The sequence below is a fragment of the Amycolatopsis mongoliensis genome (genome assembly GCF_030285665.1).
Taxonomy (GTDB): Bacteria; Actinomycetota; Actinomycetes; order Mycobacteriales; family Pseudonocardiaceae; genus Amycolatopsis; species Amycolatopsis mongoliensis.
Genome location: NZ_CP127295.1, coordinates 1178771 through 1199399 on the forward strand (window position 1 = coordinate 1178771; position 20629 = coordinate 1199399).

A 20629-nucleotide genomic window follows, 5' to 3' on the forward strand; every position below is an offset into this window, starting at 1 on the left:
ACCCAACATGAAAGTCCTTACGGTGGATACCGAAGTAAATCCCGAGCATCCCGTCAGCGGGGCTTCGGTACCGAAGCGCCCCGCCCCGCGGCTCCCCGGCCGCGAGCCCGAGCTCAGTCGCCTGACCAGCCTGTTCCCCCTCGCGCTGGGCGGCAAGGCCGCGAGCGCGGTGCTGGTCGGCGAGTTCGGCATGGGCAAGAGCGCCACGCTGCACACCGCCGCGGCGCTGGCCGCGGACGCCGGCTTCACCGTCGCGATCGCCACCGGGTCGCGGCTGGAGAGCCACCTGCCCGGCGGGGTCGCCCGCCAGCTGGCCGACGCCCTGGACGAGCCGGGCACACCGCGGCCGCCCGTCTCCGACCTGTGCGGCCCGGCCGGTGAGAGCGAAGCCCTCGACCTCTTCTTCCGGATCGTCCGCGAGGCGACCGAGCGGGGTCCGCTGTTCCTCGGCATCGACAACGTGCACCTCGCCGACGCCTGGTCGATGCGCTGCCTCGCCTACATCCGGCACCGCGTGCTCGACCTGCCGGTGTTGATCATACTCACCACGCTGACCGGGCATCCGCCGCACCGCGACGTGGCCCTGCTGGAGATGGCGGGCTGCACGCCCGCGACGATCACCCTCAACGGCCTCGGGGACGCGGCCGCGGCGGAGATCCTGGGCCTCGCCCCGGGCGAGCTCGCCACCGCCTGCCGCGAAGCGACCGGCGGCAACCCGTACCTGCTGAACGCGCTGCGGCCGCGGCTGCTGCCCGGCGCGGACCCGCAGGAGCTGGGCTCGTCCCTGATCGGCCAGGTGCTCCACACGCGGATGCACGAGTTCCCGCACGCGCCGGCGATCCTGCACGCGGCCGCGATCCTCGGCGAGGACGCCGGCTTCGACCTGCTGGCCCAGCTCGCCGGCGTCGACGAGCTCGACGCGCTGCAGGCGATCGACACGATGGTCCGGCTGCACCTGCTGCACAACAGCGGCCGCCCGACGCTGACCTTGCCGTTCGTCCGCAACTCCGTGCTGAAGGACATGCCGCGCACCACCCGCGCGGTCAACCACGCGCGAGCGGCCAAGCTGCTGTCGGAGACCGGCGCACCGGCCGAGCGCGTCGCCGCGCACCTGCTCGAAGCGACGTCGATCCGGATCCCGTGGGGCGTGGACGTGCTGCGGCTGAGCGCGCGCAACGCCGTGTTCTCCGGCCGCCCCGAGCTGGGCGCGCGGTTCCTGCGGCGGGCGCTGGAAGAGCGGCTGACGTCGGGCCGCCGGGTGGCCGTGCTGCTGCAGCTGGCGCACGCGGAGTTCCAGGTCGACCCGCCCGCCGCCGCGCAGCGGGTGCGGGAGGCCGTCGACACCATCGGCAACCGCGACACGGCCGCGTTCATCGCGTCGGCGATGCTGCTGTCGCTCTGCGGCGGCCAGGACGCGCGGCTCGCGATCAGCGCAGCGGGCCAGATCGCGGCGCGGCTCGACGCCGGCGGCCCGGACGCCGTGTGGCCACTGCTGTGCATGACCTACCTCGCCGAGGCCGGCAGCCGGCTCGGCCCGCCGCCGGAGTTCCGCGACTTCGAGGAGCAGTGGGCGCCGCTGACCGACCCGGCGGCGCAGCGCAGCCGGTCGGCCCTGCTGGCGCTCGACGCCGTCCGCAACGGCGATTCGGCGCAGGACGCCGTCGCGCACTTCGCCGACGCGATGACCGGCGACGACGGCGAGCTGTTCGAGCAGCACTACTTCTTCACCCTCGCCACTTCGGTGCTCGCCGACGAGCCGGCGCACGTCGACCGGCTGTGCCGGGTCCTCGACGTCGAGCGCGAACCGTGGGACGTCCACGTGCCGCACGGTGCGCTGCCGACGCTGGCCCGCGGGATCGCGCTGCAGGCCAGCGGTGACCTGCAGCGGGCGAGCGTCCACTTCGAGTCGCTGCTGCGCCGCTTCGACGAGCGCGGCGGGACGACCACGTGCCCGGTCGGCGTGCTGTGCGCGGCCAAGCTCGTCGAGTGCTGGGTGGACCTGGGCCGGTTCGAGGCGGCGACGTCGCTGCTGGACCGGATGGACTTCGTCGCCAGCCAGGGCCTGTTCACCCACACCTACCTCCTGTACGCGCGTGGCCGCCTGCGCGTCGCGACGGGGTACACGCGCTTCGGGTTCGAAGACCTGCTCAGCTGCGGGCGCCGGCTCGCGCACCACGGCATGCGGTTCCCGGGTTTCGTGCCGTGGCGCGCGCACGCGGCCCGTGCGGCGCTGGCGCTGGGCCAGGCCGACGACGCGGCCCGGCTGGCCGAAGAGGACCTGATCGCCTCGACGCGCTGGGGCGCGGCCCGGCCGCTGGGCACGGCGCTGACGACGCTCGGCCTCGTCCGCGAGGACGACGAAGCCGAGCGGGCGCTGAACAAGGCGATCACGACCCTGCGCTCGTCCCCGGCCCGCCTCCAGCTGGCGACGGCGCTGACCGAGCTGGGCACGCTGCACGCCCGGCACGGACAGTCCGAGAAGGCCATCGAGACGCTGCGGCAGGCGGTGGAGCTGAGCGAGCACTGCGGCGCGCGTCCGCTGGCGCGGCGCGCGGCGGAGGAACTGCGTTCGGCGCGGCGGGCGCTCACGCCGGCCAAGGACAACGAGCACGGCTTGACGCGGCAGGAAAATCGCATCGCGGTCATGGCCGCGCAGGGGCTGACGAACCGGGAGATCGCGACCGCGCTGCACCTCACGCGGCGGACCGTGGAGCTGCACCTGTCGGGGGCGTACCGCAAGCTCGGCATCCCCGGCCGCGCGGAACTCGGTGGCGCACTGGCCAAATCCCAGCGCGGCGGGTGAGTTCCCACCGCGTGGACGCGCGTTGACCGTCCCCGGCGTCGTTGCTCTACTCGGGCCATGTCGCTCGAAGAGCCGTTGAAATTCGCCTACTGGGTCCCGAACGTGAGCGGTGGCCTCGTCACGTCCGACATCGAACAGCGGACGGACTGGGGTTACGAGTACAACAAGGAGCTGGCGGTCCTCGCCGAGAACAGCGGGTTCGAGTACGCGCTCTCGCAGGTGCGCTACACGGCCAGCTACGGCGCGGCGTACCAGCACGAGTCGACCGGCTTCAGCCTGGCGTTGCTGCTCGCGACGCAGCGGCTCAAGGTGATCGCGGCCGTCCACCCGGGACTGTGGCACCCCGGTGTGCTGGCGAAGTTCATCGCGAGCGCCGACGTGATTTCGGGCGGCCGCGCGGCGGTGAACGTGGTGAGCGGCTGGTTCAAGGGCGAGTTCACCGGCTTGGGCGAACCGTGGCTGGAGCACGACGAGCGCTACCGGCGGTCCGAGGAGTTCATCCGCGTCCTGCGCGAGCTGTGGACGAACGACCACGCGGAGTTCCGCGGCGACTTCTACCGGATCCACGACTTCGACATCAAGCCGAAGCCGGTCGCCGCGCCGCACCCGGAGATCTTCCAGGGTGGCAACTCGACGGCGGCGCGCAAGCTGGCGGGCAGCGTCTCGGACTGGTACTTCAGCAACGGCAAGGACTTCGACGGCTTCAGCGAGCAGGTTTCGGAGGTCCGCGGGTACGCTGCTTCGCATGCGCGGACCGTCCGTTTCGGACTGAACGGGTTCGTCATCGCCCGCGAGTCGGAGAGCGAGGCTCGCGCAGTCCTGCAGGAGATCGTCGCGAAGGCGAACGTCGAGGCGGTCGAAGGGTTCCGGTCGGCCGTCGCCCAGGCCGGGAAGTCCACTTCGGACTCGAAAGGCATGTGGGCCGACTCGGAGTTCGAGGACCTCGTGCAGTACAACGACGGCTTCCGCACGAAGCTGATCGGCACCCCGGAGCAGATCGCCGACCGGGCGATCGAGTACAAGAAGCGCGGCGCGTCGCTGTTGCTCCTCGGGTTCCTGCACTACCTCGAGGACGTCGAGCACTTCGGCAAGCACGTGCTGCCGGTGATCCGGGCGAAGGAGCAGGACCTGGCGCGGGGTGCCGCGACTCCGGAGCCGCTCGGGGTCTGACCCCTGCCTGCGGGGGCGCCCCTCGTCTTCCACGCTACCCGAGTGCACCGACAAAACCGGTGGACGATTAGCGTGAGCCGGTGAACTTCTGGGCAGGGGCAGGCAGCCTGGCACTGCTGGCCGCGGTGCTGGTCTTCGCGATCGTGCGGCCGCGGGGCTGGCCGGAAGCGGTGGCAGCGGTGCCCGCGGCGGGCCTCGCGCTCCTGCTCGGCCTCGTGCGGCCGGAAGCGGCCGGGCACCGGGCCGTCGAGATCCTGCCGACGCTGGGCTTCCTGGCCGCGATCCTGCTTTTGTCCTTTTTGGCCAGTGTCGACGGGGTGTTCACCTGGCTCGGCAACCGGCTGGCGGAGGCGTGCCACGGGAAGCCGCGGCGGCTGCTCGTGCTCACCTTCGCCGCCGCGGCCGGGGTGACCGCGATCCTCAGCCTGGACGCCACGGTCGTCCTGCTCACCCCGGTGGTCCTGGCGACGGCGACGAGCCTGCGCCTGCCGGCCCGGCCGCACGTGTACGCGTGCGCGCACCTGGCGAACTCGGCGTCGACGCTGCTGCCGGTGTCGAACCTGACGAACCTGCTGGCCTTCGGCGTCTCGGGCCTGACGTTCGCCGCGTTCACGGCGGCCATGGCGTTGTCGTGGCTGGTCACCATCGGCCTCGAGCTGCTGGTGTTCCTGCGGTTCTTCGCCGCGGACCTCCGCCCGCGCGAGACGGCGTCCCCGTCGCAGCACCTGGAGACTCCGAAGTTCGCGCTGGTCATCCTGGGCCTGACCCTGGCCGGTTTCGCGCTGGGCCCGCTGGGCCACGTCGAGCCGGTGTGGATCGCCGCGCTGGCCGCGCTGATCCTGGGCGTCCGGGCGCTGGCGATGGGCACGATCAAGCCGTGGCAGCTGGTGACCGAGGCCGCGCCGCAGCTGTGCCTGTTCGTGCTGGGCCTGGCGGTGGTGGTGGAGGCGGTCTCGGAGCACCTGCTCGGCGGCGTGCTCCGCTCGGTGCTGCCGACCTCGACGACGTTGACCGACCTGCTCGTGGCGGCGGGGGTGGCGGCCCTGCTGGCCAACCTGGTGAACAACCTCCCGGCGACGCTGATCCTGCTGTCGGTGCTGGGCCCGCACCCGGCGCCGGGGGTGCTGCTGGCGGTGCTGCTGGGCGTCAACATCGGCCCGAACGCGACCTACCTGGGCTCGCTGGCGACCCTGCTGTGGCGCCGCACGCTGCCCGAGCACCCCTCGGCGAAGACGTTCCACGCGCTGGGGGCGATCACCACTCCCCTGTGCCTGGCCGCGGCGACGGTGGCCCTGTGGCTCAGCCTGGGCCTGGTGACGTAACCCGCAACCGGCGTGATCGGAGCCGGATCTCACGTGATCGAAGCCGGAACTCGCGAGTTCCGGCTTCGATCACGCGGGTTACGGCCCGAATCACGCGAGATGCGGACTCAGCCGGGCATCGTGAGCGTCTGGCCCGGCTTCATCGTCGCCCCGCAGTCGTCCAACGGGCCGCCGAAACGGTCCGCGGCCACCGCCGGGATCGTCTTCGCCGCGTAGTCCTGTGCCGCCTTCAGCTTCGCCGGGTCGGTCACCGCGTCCTTGCGCACCCAGTCGCCGTTGCGCAGCCCCTCGATCGGGGAGCTGTAGATCAGGACGTAGTCGCGGTCCAGGCGCGGGTCCAGCGCGATGCCGTTGCCGGCCGCCCAGGGGCCCCACGAGTGGATGAACGTCGGCTTCACCGTGTCGAACACGTAGTTGCGCAGGCCCGCCAGGTCGTTGTCGTGGACCAGGTCCGCGATCGGCTTGTTGACCAGGCCCGCCATGTCGACCAGCTCGAGCCGGCTCGTCATCGACGAACCGCCGAGGTCCGGCAGCAGCAGGGACGCCTTCTGGATGCCCAGGATGTCCGCGTACGTGTTGAACCCGCGGCCGAAGCGGTCCGCCACCAGGCACGCCGTGATGTTCGGGTTCTTCGCGAACTTGTCCGCGGCCTGCGCGAACCCGATCGCCGACGGGACGAACGCCGCCACCAGCACCACGACGATGCCGATCCGCAGCAGTGCCCGCCGGTGCTTGAGCAGCTCGCCCGCCGACAACGTGCCCGCGATGACGGCCAGCGGCCAGATCGGGCTGGCGAACCGGTGCTGGTACATCCAGTCGGCGACCATCACGCCGTAGGCGATGACCCCCAGCGCCAGCGGCACCAGCAGCGCCATGAGCGGACGCCGCCACGGCGCCTTGACCAGCGCGAACACGATCACCAGCGCCAGCAGGACCACACCGGCCCAGCCCGCGTAGCCCGCCAGCTCGAACGGCCGCTTCAGGGCGTCGAACCCGGGGAGCCCCTGCTGCTTGGCCACCGACGGGTTGGCCAGCAGCCGCCCGAACTCCGAGTGCCGCCAGACGACGTACGCGCCGAACGGCACCGCGAACGCCGCCACCGACAGCAGCGCCAGGCGGAAGCTCTTCCAGAACAGGCCGCCGCGCAGCAGGACCAGCGCGGCCAGCGGGTACGCGCCCGCGTAGATCAGGCCTTCCGGGCGGGTCAGCGCGGCGAACGCGACCATGACGCCCGCCCACAGCGCGACCTTCGGCGTCAGCAGCTTGTCGCGCTTGACCGCGACGAACAGCGTCACGGCCAGCGTGACGACCGCGAACGCGAACAGCGAGTTCTCCAGGCCCGACACGACCCAGATGACGAACGACGGGATCGTCGCCAGCGTCAGGCCGACGACCAGCGTGGCCAGCCAGGCGAAGCGCGTGAAGATCTGCTTCGCGGCGATGTGGGCCGCCGTCAGGATGCCGCCGGTGAAGAGCAGGCCCAGCGCCTTCGGGAACAGCACGTAGTCCGGGAGACCGAACAGCAGGCCGTGGTCGAAGAGGCCGACGAGCTTGCCGGCCCCGAGCAGCACCATCCACGTCGGGTCGGAGAAGCCCTCGACCGGCGGGGCGCCCGGCTGCAGCACCGGGCCGAGGCCGTCGGCGAAGCTGCGGGCGTAGGAGAAGGTGATGGCGGCGTCGTCGACGATCCAGTGGCCGTAGCGGGCGGCGTGCACCGCGACGGCGGCCATTCCGGCGAGGACGGCCAGCACCGGCGCCAGGCGCGCGCCCCAGCCCCGGGTGGTGGTCGCCACGGGGTCGTCGGGGACGTCGCTCTGAGAAGTCTCGCTGAGTGCGCTAGCCGTCATGTCCTCGTCACTGTTCCGCCCGCAGGCCTCTGCCGGTGGGATGCGCACGAGCTGGCGCCCCATGAAGTGAGCCCGAGGCCGGGCCCACCGCCGCGGCGTCGCGGTCGAGACACTGTAGCCAATACCCCATCGGGGGTCCGCCACGCGTCGGCATTGAGGGTGATCCACCCCACATTTCGTCCGTCAGGCCAGGTGTGATGTGTCGTTGACCAGCCGGACCGAAGCGTTCCCGTCCGGGTAGAACTCGACGATCGACAGCGACGCCAGATCCAGGTGCAGCCGAAACAGCAGCTGCGGGCCGGCGTCGAGCCCCATCCGGAGCAGTGTCTTGATCGGCGTCACGTGGCTGACCAGCACCAACGTCCGGCCGCCGTGCTCGGCGATGAGCTCGTCCCGAGCCTTGCGGACGCGCCGGTGCACGACGTCGAAGCTCTCCCCGCCGGGCGGCGGCACCGAGCTGTCGCCCAGCCACGAACGGTGCAGTTCGGGATCGCGCTCGGCCGCTTCGGCGAACGTCAGGCCCTCCCACTCACCGAAGTCGGTCTCGATGAGGCCGGGGTGGGTCTCGACGCGGCCGCCGAGCGCGTCGGCCACGGCCTGCGCGGTCTGCTTCGTGCGGGTGAGCGGCGAGGAGATGATCGGGACGGCCTCGCCGTCGACGACCAGGCCCTCCATCGCGGCCAGCCGCTTCGCCGCCGCGGCGGCCTGCGCCCGGCCCAGCTCGGTCAGTGGGACGTCGCCCCGGCCGGAGTAGCGGCGCAGCGCCGACATCTCCGTCTGGCCGTGGCGCAGCAGGAGCAGCCGGGTCGGCGTGCCGCGGGCGCCGGTCCAGGCCACGGTCGCGCGGTCGGGCCGGCGGGTCGGCAGTTTCGGCGCGGCGGCGACGGGCTTGCCTGCGGCCGCGTCCATCGCCTCGTTGGCCAGCCGGTCGGCGTGCGAGTTCTCGGCCCGCGGAATCCACGCGTACTTGACGCGGGAGAAGCCGGCGGCCAGCTCCTTCGCCCGTTCGGCCAGCGGCTGCATGTCCGGGTGCTTGATCTTCCAGCGCCCGGACATCTGCTCCACGACGAGCTTCGAGTCCATCCGGACGTCCACAGTGGACGCTCCGAGCTCGGCCGCGGCGGCCAGCCCGGCGATCAGGCCGTTGTACTCGGCGACGTTGTTGGTGACGACGCCGAGGCTTTCCTTCCGCTCGGCCAGGACGTCGCCGGTGGCGGCGTCCTTGACGACAGCGCCGTAGCCGGCCGGGCCCGGGTTGCCCCGCGAACCCCCGTCGGCTTCGACGACGACGTGCTCGGTCACAGACCCGACTCCATGGTCCGGACGAGGACGGCACCGCAGTTCTCGCACTGGATGACGTCGTCCTCCGGCGCGGCCTTGATCTCGGCGATCGTGTTGCGGTCCATCTCCAGCTGGCACGCGCCGCAGCGGCGGGCGCGCAGCAGCGCGGCGCCGATGCCCTTGTGCTCGCGGACGCGCTCGTACAGCTTGAGCAGCGGCTCCGGGAAGCGCGGCAGCAGCTTCGCGCGGTCTTCGTCGCGGCGCGCGCGGATCGTGTCGAGGTCCTTGAACGCCTCGTCGCGGCGGGCGATCGCGGCGGCCACCTCGCTCTCGGCCTTGTCGACCTCTGCGCCGGTGCGCTGCGCGTCCATGCCGAGGGCCTCGCGCTGTTCCATCAGCTCCAGCAGGTCGTCCTCGAGCGCGCTCTGGCGGCGCTGCAGGGTCTGCAGCTCGTGCTCGATGTCGGTCATCTGCTTCGAGTTGACCGACCCGGACGCCAGGAGCTTGCGGTCGCGGTCCTCGCGGGCGCGCACCGACTCGATCTCCTTCTCCTGCCGGGCGATCTCGCGGTCGAGGTCGGACGCGGCGGTCTCCACGGACACGAGCGCGTCGCGGCGCTCGCGGGCGGTCTTCTCCCCCGCGTCGATCTCGGCCAGTTCGGGCAGGGTGCGGCGGCGGTGTGCGGTGCGCGAGAGCTCGGCGTCCACCTTGGCGAGCTCGAGCAACTGGCGCTGCACGGCGGGTTCGGCCTTCACGGTGCTCCTCTAAATCGATGTGCGCTCGGCGCGGACGTTCCACGGGTCGGTGCACCGCGTGGAGACGTGAACGTCGACGTTACCCGCAAAGGCGTCGGCGACGACCGCCGAGGCTTGCCCGCACCAGGGCCATTCGCTGGCCCAGTGGGTCAGCCCGACCAGGGCGGGCACCGGGCCCGGGTTCGCGAGGTGCTCGCCGGCGGGGTGATGCCGCAGGTCGGCGGTGACGTAGGCGTCGACGCCGGCCGCGGTGGCCTGCTTCAGGTAGGAGTCCCCGGCCCCGCCGGACACGGCGACGGTGCGGATCGGGCGGTCCAGGTCGCCCGCGCCGAGCACGCCGGGCACGGTCGGCGGGAGGGCGTCGGCGACGCGCTGGACGAACGTCGCGAACGCCTCGGCCTCGGGCAGCTCCCCGATGCGGCCGATGCCGGTGACGCCGTCTTCGTTGGGCGCCAGCGGCCCGGTCACGCGCAGCCCGATCGCCGCGGCGAGGGCGTCCGAGACACCCGGGTCGGCGGAGTCGGCGTTGGTGTGCGCGCAGTAGAGGGCGATGCCGGCGCGGATCATCCGGTGCACCAGCGAGCCCTTGGCGGTGTCGGCGGGGACGCCGTGCACGCCGCGCAGCAGCAGCGGGTGGTGCGCGACGATCAGCTGCGCGCCGAGGTCGGCGGCTTCGTCGACGGTCTCGGCGACCGGGTCGACGCAGAACAGCACGCGCGTGACGGGCTCGGCCGGGTCGCCGCAGACGAGGCCGACGGCGTCCCACGACTCGGCGAGCGCGGGCGGGTAGGCCTGCTCCAGGACGGTGAGGATTTCGGAAAGCGCGGGCACCCGGGGATCTTCGCATGTACGGTCGCGGGCCATGCGAGTACTGGCTGTGGTGGTGGCGGTGGTGTCCGGCCTGGTCCTGGCTTCGGTCCCGGCCTCGGCTTCGGCGTCGTCGCTCTGGCAGCTGACGGACCTGGCGGCGCAGCGCGTCGCCATCGCCGACCAGGTGGCGGCGGCGAAGTACGGCACGCCGTCCCCGATCGACGACCCGGTGCGGGAGCAGCAGATCTACGACTCGGTGGCGGCGCGGGCGCCGGAGCTGGGTCTCGACCCGGCGGACGCGGTGCGGTTCTTCCGCGCCCAGATCGAGGCGAACAAGGTGGTCCAGCGGGGGCTCTACGCGCGCTGGGACGCGCACCCGTCGGAGGTCCCGGCGACGCGGCCCGACCTGGGCGGGATCCGCCCGGTGATCGACCGGCTGAACACGGGGCTGCTGACGGAGCTGGCGTCGACCTCGCCGCTGCGGGCGTCCCGTTCGTGCCCGGCTCGCCGGCTGGTGGCGGCCGGAGCGGCGGACGTGGTGCACCGGTTCGACGTCCTCCACGTGCGGGCCCTGGGTGAGGCGACCTCGGCGACGTGCCTCACCCGTTAGGGGCGCTCCGGCGGCGGGCACCCCCGCCGCCGCGAGCGCCGGGTGGAGCGTCAGTTGCAGTTGCCGCAGCAGCCGCAGCCCTGACCGGTGCACTTCGAACAGCACCCGTGCATGATCGCTCTCCTTCCGGTTCGCGTCCTCGCGGGAACGACGCTAAGTGGCCGCGCGGGGCAGCGGGTACCGCCGAGCGAGCGGGTGACCGGGTGAACCGGCCGGTTACGCTCGCGACGTGACGCACCTCGTCTTCGTCTGCTCCGGCAACATCTGCCGCTCCCCGATGGCCGAACTCGTGTTCCGCTCGCGCCTCGACGACGCCGGCCTCCGCGACGCCGTCCGCGTGGCCAGTGCCGGCACCGGGCCCTGGCACGCCGGGGAACCCGCCGACAAGCGCGCCCGTGCCACGCTGAAGGCGCACGGCTATCCCACCGAGCACGTCGCCTCCGAGGTCTCGGACGAAGACCTCGGTGCGGATCTGCTGCTGGCCGCCGACGAAGGGCACGCGGAGTTCCTGCGCTCCCGGGTCGGCGATCCCGCGAAAGTGCGGCTGCTGCGGTCGTTCGACCCGTCGGCCCCCGAAGGCGCCGAAGTTCCGGACCCCTACTACGGCGGTGACGACGGCTTCGAGGACGTCCTCGGCATGATCGAACGCTCGGTGCCCGGTTTGCTGGATTGGGTGCGTTCGCGCGGGTAGAAATCACAGGTGACGGAGGTCGGCGGGCGGCCCGGACGGGGCACGGCCTACCGTGGTGGGGTGCGGTTGCGGTTCCTGCTCAAGCCCGGGTGGCTGGCTCTGACGGCGGTGGTGTTCGCCTTCGCCATCTGCTGCTTCACGCTGCTTTCACCGTGGCAGTTCAGCCGCAACGCCGAACGCGAGCAGCAGAACTCCGCGCTGGAGGCGTCGTTCACCGCACCGCCGCTGCCGCTGGCGCAGCTGCTGCCGCCGGGGAGCGCGCCGGACCAGCACACGGAATGGCACCTCGTCTCGATCACCGGGCAGTACCTGGCGGACAAGGAAGTCGTCGCGCGGCTGCGGACGGTCCAGGGCGAAGGCGCCTTCGAGGTGCTGACGCCGATGCGGACCACGGACGGCACGATCGTCCTGGTCGACCGCGGGTACGTCCGGCTCGACAGCAAGTCCGGCGCGCTGCCGTACGCGCCGCCGCCGGCCGGGACCGTCCAGGTGACCGCGCGGGTCCGCGCCGACGAGACGGACCCGAAGAACCGGGACGCGTTCGCCGACGCGTCGACCGGCGGGCAGCTCCAGAGCTACGTCGTCGACTCGCGGGTGGTCGCGCGGGCGGGGAAGCTCGACATCCGGCCGGGGTACTTCCAGCTCGACACCGGCCAGCCCGGCGTGCTGGGCGCGCTGCCGCTGCCGCAGACCGATTCGGGGCCGTTCCTGTCGTACGCGCTGCAGTGGATCGCGTTCGGCGCGATGGCACTGCTGGGCTGGCTGTACTTCACCGTGCGTGAGCTGAAGCCGGGTGGCGCGCTGGTCACCGGGGAGCCGGCGGCGTCCGGGACGCGCCGGAAGTCCGTCTCCGAGATCCTGGCCGAGGACGAGCTCGCCGAAAGTGGCCATCAGTAATAGCGTCATAATGGCCCTTTGGTAGTGCCACTTGCGGTGGCGATACTCGGGTCATGCTGATCCACCCGTGGGACGCCGCCGAGGACGCCGAGTGGCGGGAGTGGCTGTCCGGGCACGACTTCGGCCAGCTGATCGCCGGCGGCGCGGGCCGCGACCTGCCGGTGGTGACCCCGGCGCACTTCGCCTTCGACGGCGACCGCACGGTCGTGACGCACCTGGCGCGGCCGAACCCGATCTGGCCGCTGCTGGAGGAGCACCCGCGAGCGCTGCTGACGGTGGTCGACGACTACACGTACATCCGCGCGGACTGGAACACGACCGCGGATCCGGCGTTCGGGGTCCCGACGTCGTACTACGCGACGGTGCAGCTCGAAGGGGACGTGCGGCTGGTCGACGAGCCCGCGGCGAAGGCAGCGTTGCTGGAGAAGCAGTTGCGGCACTTCGAGCCGGACGGGGCGCGGGCGCCCGTGAGTGCCGCTCCGGAGTCCCCGGACCGGCGGTTGCTGCCGGGGATCCGCGGGATCGAGTTCACGATCACCGGGGTCCGGGCGAAGTTCAAGTTCGGGGGCAACAAGACGGCCGAGGACCGGGAGCGGATCGGTGCCCGGTTGCAGGACCGCGGTGGCCGGCTCGACGAAGAGGCTTCGGCCCGGTTGCGGCGCCGCGGCTGAGTCAGCGCGACCGGCGCCAAAGGCCCGCGACCACCGCGAGGACCACCGACGTCATCCCGGCCAGCCATCCGACCACCCGGGACAGCTCCACCGCCCGCGTCACGTGTCCCGCGTCCGGGTTCCGGCCGACCCCCAGCACCGGCAGCTCCGCCACCCCGTGCGGGTAAACCGTCCGCCCGCCGACGCGGACCTCCAGCGCGCCCGCGAACGCCGCCTCGACCCGGCCGGCGTTCGGGCTCGGGTGGGCGATCGTGTCGCGGCGCCACGCCCGCCAGGCGCCGCCCGCCGAGCCGCCGACCACCGGGGCCGCCAGCACCGTGAGGCCCGCCGCCACCCGGGTCGGGACCAGGTGGACCAGCTCGTCCAGCCGGTCGATCGCCCAGTGGCCCGGCCGCCCGATGCGCGCCCGGCGGAGCAGGCTCACCGCCCGCGCGCCGAGCAGGCCCGGCACCCCGGCCACCGCGCCCCAGATCAGGGGCGCGACGACCGTGTCGGAAGTGTTCTCCGCCAACGTCTCCACCGACGCCCGCGAAAGCCCCACCAGATCCAGGCTGTCGGCCACTCTCGGGTCCAGCTCGGACAGCGTCTCGCGGGCCGGGTCGAAGTGGGACTCCTCGAGGTCGCGCGCCAGCTCCATGCCCTGCAGGGCCAGGCCGGCCGCGCCGAGCACCGCCCACGTCGTCACCGCCGTCGCCGATGCCTGCACCAGCGGGCGGCCGCGGCCGGCGCGTTCGAGCAGCAGCCCGCCGGCCACCGCGGCGCCCGCGACCGCGAAGCCCGGGCCCGGCGCGAGGCGGCGGAACGCCGTCACCGGGGGCCGCCGGCGCGGGTCGCCGAGGGCGCCGTCGGCCGCCACGCCCAACACCAGTCCGATCGCGCGCGCCGCGCTCACCCGTGCCCCCCGGCAGAAGAAAGTCCCGTCCCCGAGGAGGCTACTCGACCCGGGCGGCCAGGCGTGCGGTGCCGGTGGTCGTGCGCGGGAATCCCGCCCTACTCGGCCAGCGCCGCGATCTCCTCGCGCGCCTGGACGACGATGTCGCGCATCGCCCGTTCCGCCCGGTCCGCCTCCCCGGCGGCCACCGCCGCCGCCACTTCCAGGTGCAGCGCCACGGCTTCGGGCTGCGGCTCCGGCGGCATCAGCCCGTGCCCGGTCCGCCCGGTGAGCACCTCCGCGACGACCTCGGACAGCTGCGCGAACATCGGGTTCCCGGACGCGGCCAGCAGCAGGTCGTGGAAGGCGATGTCGAACTCGAGGAACGTCGGCAGGTCCCGTGCCTTCGCCGTCCGTGCCAGCCGCTCCCCGAGCGCGCCCAGCCGGCCGCGCTCCTCCGGCGTCGCGCGCAGGGCCGCGTACCGCGCCGCGCACGGTTCGATCGCCGACCGCAGCTCGTTGAGCGTGGCGAGCGCCGCCGCGCGCGCGGGTCCGTCGAGCTGCCAGCGGATCAGCCGCGGGTCGTAGTGGTTCCACTCCGCCGGCTCCCGGACGATCACCCCGACCCGGCGCTTGCTGCTGGTCAGCCGCATCGTCTCCAGCACTCGGACGACTTCGCGCGCCACAGTCCGCGAAGCTCCGAAGCGCTCTTGAAGCTCTTCGGAGCGCAGCACGGTGCCGGGCACCAGCGATCCGTTCGCGATCGCCGCGCCCAGCGCGTCCAGTACCTGCTCGTGCCTGTCGGTCCCCACGCTGCCAATCTAGCGATCTGATTCGATTAAGTAGTACTTCATGTTGAATAAGTAGTACTTTTGAGTTTCACTCACCTGAGCACGACGAAGTGGGAGGTGCGGATGACCGTCATCGTGGTGATGGGGGTGTCAGGCTCCGGCAAGACGACGATCGGCACGGCACTCGCGAACGCGCTGGACGTCGAGTACGCCGAGGCGGACACGTTCCATCCGCAGGCGAACATCGACAAGATGACCGCGGGGCACCCGCTGACCGACGAGGACCGCGCCCCCTGGCTCGAAGCCATCGCCGGCTGGATCCGCGACCACCAGGCCACCGGCGGCGTCGTGACGTCGTCCGCGCTCAAGCGCCGGTACCGGGACGTGCTGCGAACCGGCGGGAACGTCTGGTTCGCCCACCTGCACGGCGACCGCGAGATCCTCGCCGAGCGCATGAAGTCCCGCTCGGGTCACTTCATGCCGGTGTCGCTCCTGGACTCCCAGCTCGCGGACCTCGAACCCCTCGAGCCGGACGAGCCCGGCGCGATCTTCGACATCCGCGAGACCCCCGCCGGGATCACCGGCGCCGCCCTGACCGCCTTCCGGGAGCAAGCATGACCACCGTCCTCGCGGCCGCCTGGACCGGCCACGACACCCGCCTGATCGTCGCGACCGTCGTCGCGATCGCCGTCATCGTCGTGCTGATCACGAAGGTGAAGCTGCACCCGTTCCTGTCGCTGGTGCTCGGCTCGCTCGTACTCGGCCTGACCGCCGGGATGCCGGTCGACAAGCTGCTGAAGAGCTTCAGCGGCGGCGTCGGCAGCACGGTCGCGTCCGTCGGCATCCTGATCGCGCTGGGCGCGATGCTCGGCAAGCTGCTGGCCGACTCGGGTGGCGCCGACCAGATCGTCGACACCGTGCTCGGCAAGGCCCGCGGCGGCGCGCTGCCCTGGGCGATGGCACTGGTGGCGGCGCTGATCGGGCTGCCGATGTTCTTCGAGATCGGCCTGGTCATGCTGATCCCGGTGGTGCTGCTCGCGGCCAAGCGCACCGGGAAACCGTTGATGCTGCTGGGCATCCCGGCGGTCGCCGGCCTTTCGGTGCTGCACGGCCTGGTCCCGCCGCACCCCGGCCCGCTCGCCGCGGCGGGTGCGCTCAACGCGAACGTCGGGATCACGCTGGCGTTCGGCCTGCTCGTCGGCATCCCGACGCTGGTCGTCGCGGGCCCGCTGTTCGGCAAGCTGGCCGCGCGGCTCGTGCCGGACGCCACCCCGCCCGAGCGGCTGATCCCGGAGCGCGCCGACCCGGACAAGCCGCGGCCGAGCTTCGCCGCGACGCTCACGACGGTGCTGCTGCCGGTCGTGCTCATGCTGGCGAAAGCGCTGTCGGACATCCTGCTGGGCAAGGAGAACCAGGCGCGTCGCGTGCTGGACTTCGTCGGCGACCCGCTGATCGCGCTGCTGGCGGCGGTCCTGGTGGGCATGGTGCTGCTGGGCCGCCCGGCCGGCCTCGACCGCGCACGACTGTCCACTGTGGTCGCGGACTCGCTGGGCCCGATCGCGGGGATCATCCTGATCGTCGGGGCCGGCGGCGGGTTCAAGCAGACGCTGGTCGACGCCGGCGTCGGCGACGTCATCACGGGGCTGGCCAAGGACGCGCACCTGTCGCCGCTGCTGCTCGGCTGGCTGGTGGCGGTGGCGATCCGCCTGGCGACGGGCTCGGCCACGGTGGCGACGGTCTCGGCGGCGGGCATCGTCGCTCCGCTGGCGGCCGGGATGGATCCGTCGCACAGCGCGCTGCTGGTGCTCGCGATCGGCGCGGGGTCGCTGTTCTTCTCGCACGTGAACGACGCCGGGTTCTGGCTGGTCAAGGAGTACTTCGGACTGTCGGTCGGCCAAACGCTGAAGAGCTGGTCGGTGATGGAGACGCTGATTTCAGTGGTGGCGATCGCCCTGATCCTCCCCCTCTCCCTGATCGTCTGAGACGCCACTTTCCCCGTGAAAGTGTTCCGGAGAGCATGCCTCCGGAACACTTTCACGGGGAAAGTGGCGTGCGTTGACATGTGACCTTTTGGTCACCTATTCTTCTGGCGTGCCCGACGACGACCTGGTGTTCAAGGCGCTGGCGGATCCGACCCGCCGGTTCCTGCTCGACCTGCTCTTCGAGCGCGACGGCCGCACGCTCACCGAGCTGGAGACCCAGGTGGACATGACCCGCTTCGGCGTCATGAAGCACCTGAAGCTCCTGGAAGAGGCCGGGCTCGTCGTCGCGCGGAAGGACGGCCGCGAGAAGCGGCACTTCCTCAACCCCGTGCCCATCCGGCAGATCCACGACCGGTGGATCGACAAGTACACCGAACGCCAGGTCACCGCGCTGCTCGACCTCAAGAACGAACTGGAAGGCGAAGAACCATGACGACCACCGTGCAGGTCCACCGCGTCTACATCAAGGCCACCCCGGAACGCATCTGGGAAGCCATCACCAAGCCCGAGTGGACGGCGAAGTACGGCTACACCGGCCTCGCCGACTTCGACCTCAAGGTCGGCGGCAAGCACCGCACCCGCCCGACGCAGGCGTTCATCGACGCCGGGTTCACCGGTGACCTCGTCGACGGCGAGGTCCTCGAGGTCGACCCGCCGCGCAAGCTCGTCATCACCTGGAAGCTGCTGATGGGCCCCGAAGGGATGGCCACCGAGCCGTACACGACCCTCACCTACGACATCGAGGCGACGAAGACCGCCGGGACCAGACTCACCGTCACCCACGACGTCACCGGCGCGCCGCTCACCGCCGACATGGTCGCCGGGGTGCACGAGGACGTCAACGCCGGGCCGGGCGAGAACGCCGGCGGCGGCTGGGACTGGGTGCTCTCGGACCTCAAGTCGCTGCTGGAGACCGGCGAAATCCTGGTCCCCGCGCCGTGAAAAGGGTCTGGTGGCCTGCCTCGCGCCGCTTCGAGGCAGGCCACCAGGTCTAGGTGCGCTGGGTCGCCGCCTTCAGCGACGCCTTCGCGGCGTCCGACGCGCCCAGCGTGTCCAATCCGAACAACGCCGCCCCCACCACGGGGTTCACGTCGACGACGCGGACCACCGCGCGCGGCGCGACCTTGAGGCACCGGCGTTCGATCTCCGCGATCACCGGCGCGCCGACCCCGGTCAGCACCCCGCCGCCGAGGACGATCTCCGGGGCGTCCTCGGTGAGGTCCAGGTTCCGCAGGATGACCGCCGCGAAGACGCTGACCTCCTCGACGAACCGCGTCACGATGTCGCCCGCGACCTCGTCGCCCGCCGCCGCCACTTCGAACAGCAGCGGGCAGAGGCCGTGGATCGACGCCGCGTCGATCTCCTCGAAGTGCAGGCCCTGCACGACGTCCAGCAGCGTCGGCTTGCCGAAGTAGGCAGTCACCGCCGGCATCAACGCGGTGCGCGGGCCGCGGCCGTCCTCGGCGCGCACGGCCCACCACAGGGCCTCCTCGCCGAGCCGGTAGCCGCCGCCCCAGTCGCCGGAGATCTTGCCCAGCGCGGGAAAGCGGTGCACGCGGCCGTCCGGGCCGACGCCGGCGCCGTTGATCCCGGCGCCGCACACGACCGCGACCCCCACCCCCGCGCTGCCCGCCCGAAGCAGCGCGAGGGTGTCGTTGCCGACGGTCAGGGTGTCGCTCCAGCCGCGGGCCGCCAGCGCCGCGTGCAGTGCCTCCTCCTCGCGCGGGAAGTCGAGCCCGGCGAGGTACGCGGAGGTGTGGACCGCGAACGGCTTCTCGCCGGCGCCCGGGCCCAGTGCCTCCAGCACCAGCTCTTCCAGCGCCGCGACACACGCCGCGACGCCGATGTTCTGCGGCGACGCACCGGGCCCGCGCGACTTGCCCAGCACGACGCCGTCTTCCGAGATCACCAGGACCTCGGTCTTGCTGTTGCCGCCGTCGATCGCGATGACAGCGGGCCTCATCCGCGCGCCCAGGGCAGGTACTCGCGGTTGATCTGGACCAGCGAATCCGCCAGCGTGTCGGCCTTCGTGTACTGGCCGACCAGCGGGTGCGCCAGCAGCGCGTCGGCCACTCGGTCGCGGCCGCCCTTCAGAGCAGCTTCCAGCGCCAGGAACTCGTACGCCGTCGTCGCCGCGATGAGGCCCGAGAACTGAGGCTCGACCGCGGGCTGCGGGATCGCCGTCGCGCCGTTGGAGTCCACAATGGACCGTGACTCGATGACGGCGTCGTCCGGCAGGAACGGGAACGTCCCGTCGTTGCGGACGTTCACCACGTGCTCCTCGGCCGGGCCGCCCGCGGTCAGCGCGTGCACCAGCTGCACCGCCGCCTCGGAGTAGTACGCCCCGCCGCGCTTCTCCAGCGACTCCGGCTTGGTGTTCTGCTCCGGGTCGAGGTAGATCTTCAGCAGCTCTTCCTCGACGTCGGACACGACGTCCGCGCGCGGACGTTCGGTGCGCTGCTTGGTGACCTGCTCGTCGTGCGCGTAGAAGTACTTGAGGTAGTACGACGGCACGACGTTCATCCGCCGCAGCCACTTCTCCGGCACGCTGACCTCGTTCGAGAGGTAGTCCAGGTGCTGCTCCAGCAGCTCCGGCAGCCGGTCGACGCCCTCGACGAGCGCGCCGCGCTCCCAGCTCAAGTGGTTGAGCCCGGTGTGGACGAGCTTGACGTCGTCCGCGCCGACGCCGAGCAGCTTGCCGAACTGCCGCTGCAGGTTGATCGCGACGTTGCACAGCCCGACCGCGCGGTGCCCCTCGTTGAGCAGCGCGCGGGTGACGATGCCGACCGGGTTGGTGAAGTTGACGATCCACGTGTCGTCGCCGGCGATCTTGCGGACGCGCTCGGCGATGTCGAGCACCACCGGCACCGTGCGCAGCGCCTTCGCCAGGCCGCCCGCGCCGGTCGTCTCCTGCCCGACGCAGCCGCAGGCGTGCGGGAACGTCTCGTCGGAGCGCCGCGCCCGCTGCCCGCCGACGCGCAGCTGGATCAGCACGGCGGAAGCGCCGTCGACGCCCTCTTCCAGCGACTGCGTCGTCCGCACCCGCGCCGGGTGGCCGGCGTGGTCCAGCAGCCGCTGGCTGAACCCGCCGACGGCCTCGACGCGGTAGGCGTCCGGGTCGACCAGCACGATCTCGTCGACGTCCAAAGTGGAGCGCCGGCCGGCGATGCCGTCGATCAGCTCCGGCGTGTAGGTGGACCCGCCACCGACGACTGCCAGCTTCATCCCTTGACTCCCGTGAATGTGATGCCCTTGACGAACGACTTCTGCGCGAACACGAACAGCACGATCACCGGCGCCATGATCAGCGCGGTCGCCGCCATCGTCATGTTCCACTCGACGTGGTGCATGCCGCGGAAGGACGCGATCGCCAGCGACAGCGGCCAGTGGTCCTGGTTCTCGCCGGTGTAGAGCAGCGGCCCGAAGTAGTCGTTCCAGGTGAACAGGAAGCAGAACATCGCGGTGGCCGCGATCCCCGGCTTGGCCATCGGGATCAGCACCCGGACCATCGCCTGGAACTCGTTGCAGCCGTCGATCTTCGCCGCCTCGAGGTAGTCCTTCGGAATGGTGAGGAAGAACTGGCGGAGCAGGAAGATCGAGAACGCGTCGAAGAAGAAGTACGGCACGATCAGCGGAACCAGCGTGCCGGTGAGGCCCATCCGGACCCACAGGTCGTACAGCGGCACGATGGTGACCTGCGGCGGCAGCAGCATCGCCGCCACGGTCAGCATGAAGAACAGGTTCTGCCCGCGCCACCGCAGCTTCGCCAGCCCGTACGCCGCCGGGATCGCCGAAAGCAGCGCGCCCGCCGTCGCCAGGGCCGAGTACAGCAGGCTGTTGCCGAAGTACTTCAGCAGCGGCGCCTTCTTGAACACCGTCACGAAGTTCTCGAAGTGCCACTCGGACGGCCACAGGCTCGCCGTCATCGCCTGGTCGCTCTTCATCACCGCGGTGAGGAACACGAACAGCAGCGGCAGCATGAAGATCACGCCGAGCGCGATCCCGATCGCATGTGTCGCGATGAAGGACAGCCGCTTGTCCCAGTTGCGCTTGAACCGCACCTTCGGCGGCACGCCCGCCGGTTTCTGCGGCGCTTCGGCCAGAGCGGTCATGCCCCCGCTCCATTCT

20 protein-coding genes are annotated in these 20629 nt (G+C 71.8%); 11 read left to right on the forward strand and 9 right to left on the reverse strand.

Translation table 11 applies throughout. The features are described from left to right. Positions 1–22: 22 nt before the first annotated feature. The 3 genes from QRX60_RS05430 (at position 23) to QRX60_RS05440 (ending at position 5295) form a co-directional block, all read left to right on the forward strand. Positions 23–2803, forward strand: coding sequence for a LuxR C-terminal-related transcriptional regulator (locus tag QRX60_RS05430; protein WP_285999698.1), 2781 nt, complete (start codon positions 23–25; stop codon positions 2801–2803). 57 nt (positions 2804–2860) lie between these two features. Next, the gene (gene sfnG, locus QRX60_RS05435) at positions 2861–3973 is read left to right on the forward strand and encodes a dimethylsulfone monooxygenase SfnG (protein WP_285999699.1); all 1113 of its coding nucleotides are present in this window, start codon (positions 2861–2863) and stop codon (positions 3971–3973) included. Positions 3974–4053: 80 nt separating this feature from the next. Beyond that, positions 4054–5295 carry an SLC13 family permease gene (locus QRX60_RS05440; RefSeq protein WP_285999700.1) on the forward strand — a complete coding sequence of 414 codons (1242 nt, stop codon included), beginning with the start codon at positions 4054–4056 and terminating at the stop codon, positions 5293–5295. A gap of 107 nt (positions 5296–5402) precedes the next feature. Here QRX60_RS05440 and QRX60_RS05445 read toward each other — a convergent pair whose 3' ends face one another. From QRX60_RS05445 to QRX60_RS05460, 4 genes are all read right to left on the reverse strand, one after another. Further along, positions 5403–7142 (reverse strand): hypothetical protein, encoded by a 1740-nt coding sequence (locus QRX60_RS05445; protein ID WP_285999701.1) that lies wholly within the window; start codon positions 7140–7142, stop codon positions 5403–5405. Positions 7143–7325: 183 nt separating this feature from the next. Continuing rightward, positions 7326–8444 (reverse strand): bifunctional RNase H/acid phosphatase, encoded by a 1119-nt coding sequence (locus QRX60_RS05450; RefSeq protein ID WP_285999702.1) that lies wholly within the window; start codon positions 8442–8444, stop codon positions 7326–7328. Continuing rightward, positions 8441–9178 carry a zinc ribbon domain-containing protein gene (locus QRX60_RS05455; protein ID WP_285999703.1) on the reverse strand — a complete coding sequence of 246 codons (738 nt, stop codon included), beginning with the start codon at positions 9176–9178 and terminating at the stop codon, positions 8441–8443. Before QRX60_RS05455 ends, QRX60_RS05450 begins: the two co-directional genes overlap by 4 nt. Positions 9179–9187: 9 nt before the next feature. After that, positions 9188–10009, reverse strand: coding sequence for a Nif3-like dinuclear metal center hexameric protein (locus QRX60_RS05460; RefSeq protein WP_285999704.1), 822 nt, complete (start codon positions 10007–10009; stop codon positions 9188–9190). A gap of 31 nt (positions 10010–10040) precedes the next feature. On the opposite strand from QRX60_RS05460, the gene QRX60_RS05465 reads away from it, so the two are divergent. From QRX60_RS05465 to QRX60_RS05480, 4 genes are all read left to right on the forward strand, one after another. Beyond that, the gene (locus QRX60_RS05465; RefSeq protein WP_285999705.1) at positions 10041–10598 is read left to right on the forward strand and encodes a chorismate mutase; all 558 of its coding nucleotides are present in this window, start codon (positions 10041–10043) and stop codon (positions 10596–10598) included. A gap of 229 nt (positions 10599–10827) precedes the next feature. Next, entirely contained in the window at positions 10828–11289 is a 462-nt protein-coding gene (locus tag QRX60_RS05470; protein WP_285999706.1) for a low molecular weight protein-tyrosine-phosphatase, read from the forward strand. A gap of 60 nt (positions 11290–11349) precedes the next feature. Next, positions 11350–12186 (forward strand): SURF1 family cytochrome oxidase biogenesis protein, encoded by an 837-nt coding sequence (locus tag QRX60_RS05475; protein WP_285999707.1) that lies wholly within the window; start codon positions 11350–11352, stop codon positions 12184–12186. Positions 12187–12239: 53 nt separating this feature from the next. Continuing rightward, the gene (locus QRX60_RS05480) at positions 12240–12857 is read left to right on the forward strand and encodes an FMN-binding negative transcriptional regulator (protein ID WP_285999708.1); all 618 of its coding nucleotides are present in this window, start codon (positions 12240–12242) and stop codon (positions 12855–12857) included. A 1-nt stretch (position 12858) separates the two neighbouring features. On the opposite strand, the gene QRX60_RS05485 is transcribed toward QRX60_RS05480, so the two are convergent. Both QRX60_RS05485 and QRX60_RS05490 read right to left on the reverse strand, forming a co-directional pair. Then, positions 12859–13749, reverse strand: a complete 891-nt coding sequence (locus QRX60_RS05485; RefSeq protein ID WP_285999709.1) for a cobalamin biosynthesis protein CobD/CbiB — start codon at positions 13747–13749, stop codon at positions 12859–12861. Between the two features lie 98 nt (positions 13750–13847). After that, on the reverse strand, positions 13848–14540 hold the full coding sequence (locus QRX60_RS05490) for a FadR/GntR family transcriptional regulator (protein WP_285999710.1): 693 nt from the start codon (positions 14538–14540) through the stop codon (positions 13848–13850). A gap of 102 nt (positions 14541–14642) precedes the next feature. On the opposite strand from QRX60_RS05490, the gene QRX60_RS05495 reads away from it, so the two are divergent. The 4 genes from QRX60_RS05495 (at position 14643) to QRX60_RS05510 (ending at position 17443) form a co-directional block, all read left to right on the forward strand. Further along, positions 14643–15137: a gluconokinase gene (locus QRX60_RS05495; protein ID WP_285999711.1), complete on the forward strand. Its 495-nt coding sequence runs from the start codon at positions 14643–14645 to the stop codon at positions 15135–15137. After that, positions 15134–16501, forward strand: coding sequence for a GntT/GntP/DsdX family permease (locus tag QRX60_RS05500; RefSeq protein ID WP_285999712.1), 1368 nt, complete (start codon positions 15134–15136; stop codon positions 16499–16501). Before QRX60_RS05495 ends, QRX60_RS05500 begins: the two co-directional genes overlap by 4 nt. A 109-nt stretch (positions 16502–16610) precedes the next feature. Next, the gene (locus QRX60_RS05505) at positions 16611–16934 is read left to right on the forward strand and encodes an ArsR/SmtB family transcription factor (protein ID WP_285999713.1); all 324 of its coding nucleotides are present in this window, start codon (positions 16611–16613) and stop codon (positions 16932–16934) included. Continuing rightward, positions 16931–17443 carry an SRPBCC domain-containing protein gene (locus QRX60_RS05510; protein ID WP_285999714.1) on the forward strand — a complete coding sequence of 171 codons (513 nt, stop codon included), beginning with the start codon at positions 16931–16933 and terminating at the stop codon, positions 17441–17443. Before QRX60_RS05505 ends, QRX60_RS05510 begins: the two co-directional genes overlap by 4 nt. A 49-nt stretch (positions 17444–17492) precedes the next feature. Here the strand turns inward: QRX60_RS05510 and QRX60_RS05515 are convergent, their stop codons facing one another. The 3 genes from QRX60_RS05515 to QRX60_RS05525 are packed head-to-tail and all read right to left on the reverse strand — an operon-like array spanning position 17493 to position 20613. Then, positions 17493–18464, reverse strand: a complete 972-nt coding sequence (locus tag QRX60_RS05515; RefSeq protein ID WP_285999715.1) for an N-acetylglucosamine kinase — start codon at positions 18462–18464, stop codon at positions 17493–17495. Beyond that, positions 18461–19726: a 6-phospho-beta-glucosidase gene (locus QRX60_RS05520; RefSeq protein WP_285999716.1), complete on the reverse strand. Its 1266-nt coding sequence runs from the start codon at positions 19724–19726 to the stop codon at positions 18461–18463. The genes QRX60_RS05515 and QRX60_RS05520 overlap by 4 nt, the downstream gene beginning before the upstream one ends. Beyond that, positions 19723–20613 carry a carbohydrate ABC transporter permease gene (locus tag QRX60_RS05525; protein ID WP_285999717.1) on the reverse strand — a complete coding sequence of 297 codons (891 nt, stop codon included), beginning with the start codon at positions 20611–20613 and terminating at the stop codon, positions 19723–19725. The genes QRX60_RS05520 and QRX60_RS05525 overlap by 4 nt, the downstream gene beginning before the upstream one ends. Between the last annotated feature and the right edge of the window lie 16 nt (positions 20614–20629).